Below are 2,544 nucleotides of genomic sequence, written 5' to 3'. Positions count from 1 at the left end.
GGCGGTTCGGTGACGATCAGCGGTTCCGTGACCCGGACGTACGCGGGCACCACGCTCCCGGCGCCCGGGGTCCGGGTGAAGGTGGCCTTCCAGCCGACCGGCGGGTCGACCTCCGCCCTCGTCGCGACCGTGACGACGACCGCCACGGGCACCTTCACGGCACGGGTCTACCCGAAGGCGAGCGGCGCGTGGACGGCGACGCTGTCGGGGCTGGCCGGCTACACCGACGACGCGGCCGACCCGCTGACGATCAGCGTCAACTGACCGGCAGCGGTCACGTGGTCAGGCGACGTCGTCCAACTTGCCGAGCTTGCGCTTGAGCTTGCGGCGCCGGCGGTCCAGCTCCTCGAGGCGGACCTCGAGCGAGGCGTTGCGCCGGGAGAGCCGCTCCAGCTCGCGCATGGCCTCGGGCAACGACTGCACCGCGGCCGTCGCCTGCGGGACCGCGTCGAGCCGCAGGGACGTCGTACCGAAGCCGACGACCTTGCCGAAGGCCTTCCAGACGTCCGCGGGGTCCATGCCGTCGGTCTCGATGACGTGCAACCGCTCCGGCTTGCGTACGGCGGCCGCCCAGCGGGTGATCGCGTCGGACTCGTCGTCCAGGCCGGTCGTGACGACGACGTGCACCTGGTGGCCCGTGAGGGCGTCGATCAGCAGGGCGATCTGGTCCGCCGTGGCGGTGGCGAGCAGGGGCTGGCTGAACGCCAGGTCGGCTCGGGACTTCTGTGCGCGACGGACCATCCGGGTCCACTGACCCTCGACGTCGCCGCGCTTGAGTCCCCAGGCCTTGTGGGAGCGGGTGAGCTCAACGGCCGCGCGGAAGCTCTCCGCGGGCGTCTGTGCGATCGAGGCGACGCCGAGCTCGACGAGTGCCTCGTGGTGGTGGGCGAGGGCGGGCTCGATCGCGTCGGCCGTGCCTGCCATCCCGACGTGGATCCACGCCTTGCGCTTCTTGGGCATGTCCCGACGGTCGCAGGGGCCGGTGAGCGCGACGTGAACCAACGATGGCCGAAGGGCGTGCAGTACATGTGGCATCCGCCACTAGAACACGTTCTAGATTCTGTCTACGATGGCGCCATGATCACCTCCGACGCCATCGTCTGGAACGCGCCGAACGACCCGCACCCGGCCCGCGCCGCCTCCCAGCGTTCGTACTCCGCCGTCGCCAGGGGCGACCTCGCCGAGTGGCTGACCGTCTACGCCGAGGACGCCGTCCTCGAGGACCCGGTCGGCCCCTCGATGTTCGACCCGGAGGGCAAGGGCCACCACGGGCACGCCGGCATCTCGGCGTTCTGGGACAAGGCGATCGCTCCGATCGACAAGTTCGAGTTCACGATCAGCGACTCGTTCGCGAACCCGGGCAGCAACACCTGCGCCAACATCGGCCAGATCCGCACGACGTTCCCCGACGGCTCGTCCGCGGTGACCGACCTGATCATGGTCTACGTCATCCACGACGACGGCCGCGTGAAGTCGATGAAGGCGTTCTGGGAGCCGGACCGGACGATGGCCAGCTTCACCTCTGCCTGAGTGGCGGTAGTCCCGGGTCAAAAGCACCGAAAACCCGCGAGTCGCGGTGCTTTTGACCCGGGACTACCCCATCAAACGGCGGTGGCTTCGGTGATCCAGTTGACCAGCGGGCGCAGACGCCGCCAGTCCTCGCGCACCCGGTCGAGCAGGTCGGCGGTGTGGATGAACGGTTCGAAGCCGTACTCCTGCATCCCGAGGACCGTCTTCATGCGCAGCAGCTCGATCCGCGGGTGGTCCTTGTCGTAGCCGCGCGGCACGGTCTTCAGCCGGTCGCCGGCGATCCCGAAGCCGCCCCGCTCGAGGTCGCCGAGGATCCGTTCGAGGGCCGGGCCGGTCTTGTCGTCGGCCATCGCCTCGCGCATCGCAGCCAGGCGCTCCCCCGACATCTCGTAGACGCCGCCACCGACCCGCACACCGGGCGCGGCCACCTCGACGTACCAACCCGTCGCGGGACCGACGCCGACGAACGCACCCTGGTGGTTCTTGTACGGCGTCTTGTCCTTGGCGAAGCGGACGTCGCGGTAGGGCCGGAACACCTTGGCCGCGCCGAACTCCTGCGCCAGCGCATCGGTCAGCGCCACCATCGGCGCCTTCACACTCTCGTCGTAGATGGCCTTGTGGGCGTCCCAGAACGACTTGGTGTTGTCGACCTCCAGGTCGTCGTAGAAGTCGAGGGCAGCTTCAGGGAAGCCGGTGAACTCAGCCATGCCGCGCAGCCTAGTCACGCAGGATCGGCCGGTGGCTCCCACAGTTCGATCGCGTTGCCCTCGGGGTCGTGGATCCGCGCGAAGCGGCCGACCTCCGGCGAATCCCACTCAGGCTTGACGACCACCACGATGCCGCGGCTCGCCAGTTGCTCGAGCAGGCTGTCGAGGTCGCTCACCCGCAGGTTGAGCATGACCTGCTTGTCCGCGGCCCAGTAGTCCGTGTCGGCGGCGAAGGGCGCGAAGACGAGCGGGCCGCCCTGCACCTTCCACGACCACTCGTCCGGCGGGCCTGTGTCCTCCGCGGCAC

General features: G+C 69.4%; 5 protein-coding genes. 2 read left to right on the top strand and 3 right to left on the bottom strand.

Annotated elements, in window-relative coordinates:
- Positions 1-264, top strand: a 264-nt coding sequence (locus ACOADB_RS10880; RefSeq protein WP_378598101.1) for a hypothetical protein, incomplete at its 5' end; no start/stop codon positions are given.
- 18 nt (positions 265-282) lie between these two features.
- On the opposite strand, the gene ACOADB_RS10875 is transcribed toward ACOADB_RS10880, so the two are convergent.
- Positions 283-960 carry a hypothetical protein gene (locus ACOADB_RS10875; RefSeq protein ID WP_378598100.1) on the bottom strand — a complete coding sequence of 226 codons (678 nt, stop codon included), beginning with the start codon at positions 958-960 and terminating at the stop codon, positions 283-285.
- Positions 961-1,077: 117 nt separating this feature from the next.
- Between ACOADB_RS10875 and ACOADB_RS10870 the strand changes: the two genes are divergently transcribed.
- A complete protein-coding gene (locus tag ACOADB_RS10870; RefSeq protein WP_378598098.1) occupies positions 1,078-1,530 on the top strand; it encodes a nuclear transport factor 2 family protein in 453 nt (150 codons plus the stop codon).
- 71 nt (positions 1,531-1,601) lie between these two features.
- Here ACOADB_RS10870 and ACOADB_RS10865 read toward each other — a convergent pair whose 3' ends face one another.
- Together ACOADB_RS10865 and ACOADB_RS10860 are read right to left on the bottom strand one after the other, a co-directional pair.
- On the bottom strand, positions 1,602-2,237 hold the full coding sequence (locus tag ACOADB_RS10865; protein ID WP_378598096.1) for a DUF2461 domain-containing protein: 636 nt from the start codon (positions 2,235-2,237) through the stop codon (positions 1,602-1,604).
- 14 nt (positions 2,238-2,251) lie between these two features.
- The coding region (locus ACOADB_RS10860) for a VOC family protein (RefSeq protein WP_378598094.1) at positions 2,252-2,544 on the bottom strand (293 nt) is incomplete at its 5' end.

It is taken from the genome of Nocardioides sp. CPCC 206348 (assembly GCF_048654705.1).
In the GTDB taxonomy this organism is placed as follows: Bacteria; Actinomycetota; Actinomycetes; order Propionibacteriales; family Nocardioidaceae; genus Nocardioides.
This window is presented reverse-complemented; position numbering and strand designations above follow the sequence as displayed.

Coding starts and splice junctions, on each gene's coding strand:
- ACOADB_RS10865 (WP_378598096.1), bottom strand. CDS start 2,237: ATGGCTGAGTTCACCGGCTTCCCTGAAGCTGCCCTCGACTTCTACGAC.
- ACOADB_RS10870 (WP_378598098.1), top strand. CDS start 1,078: ATGATCACCTCCGACGCCATCGTCTGGAACGCGCCGAACGACCCGCAC.
- ACOADB_RS10875 (WP_378598100.1), bottom strand. CDS start 960: ATGCCCAAGAAGCGCAAGGCGTGGATCCACGTCGGGATGGCAGGCACG.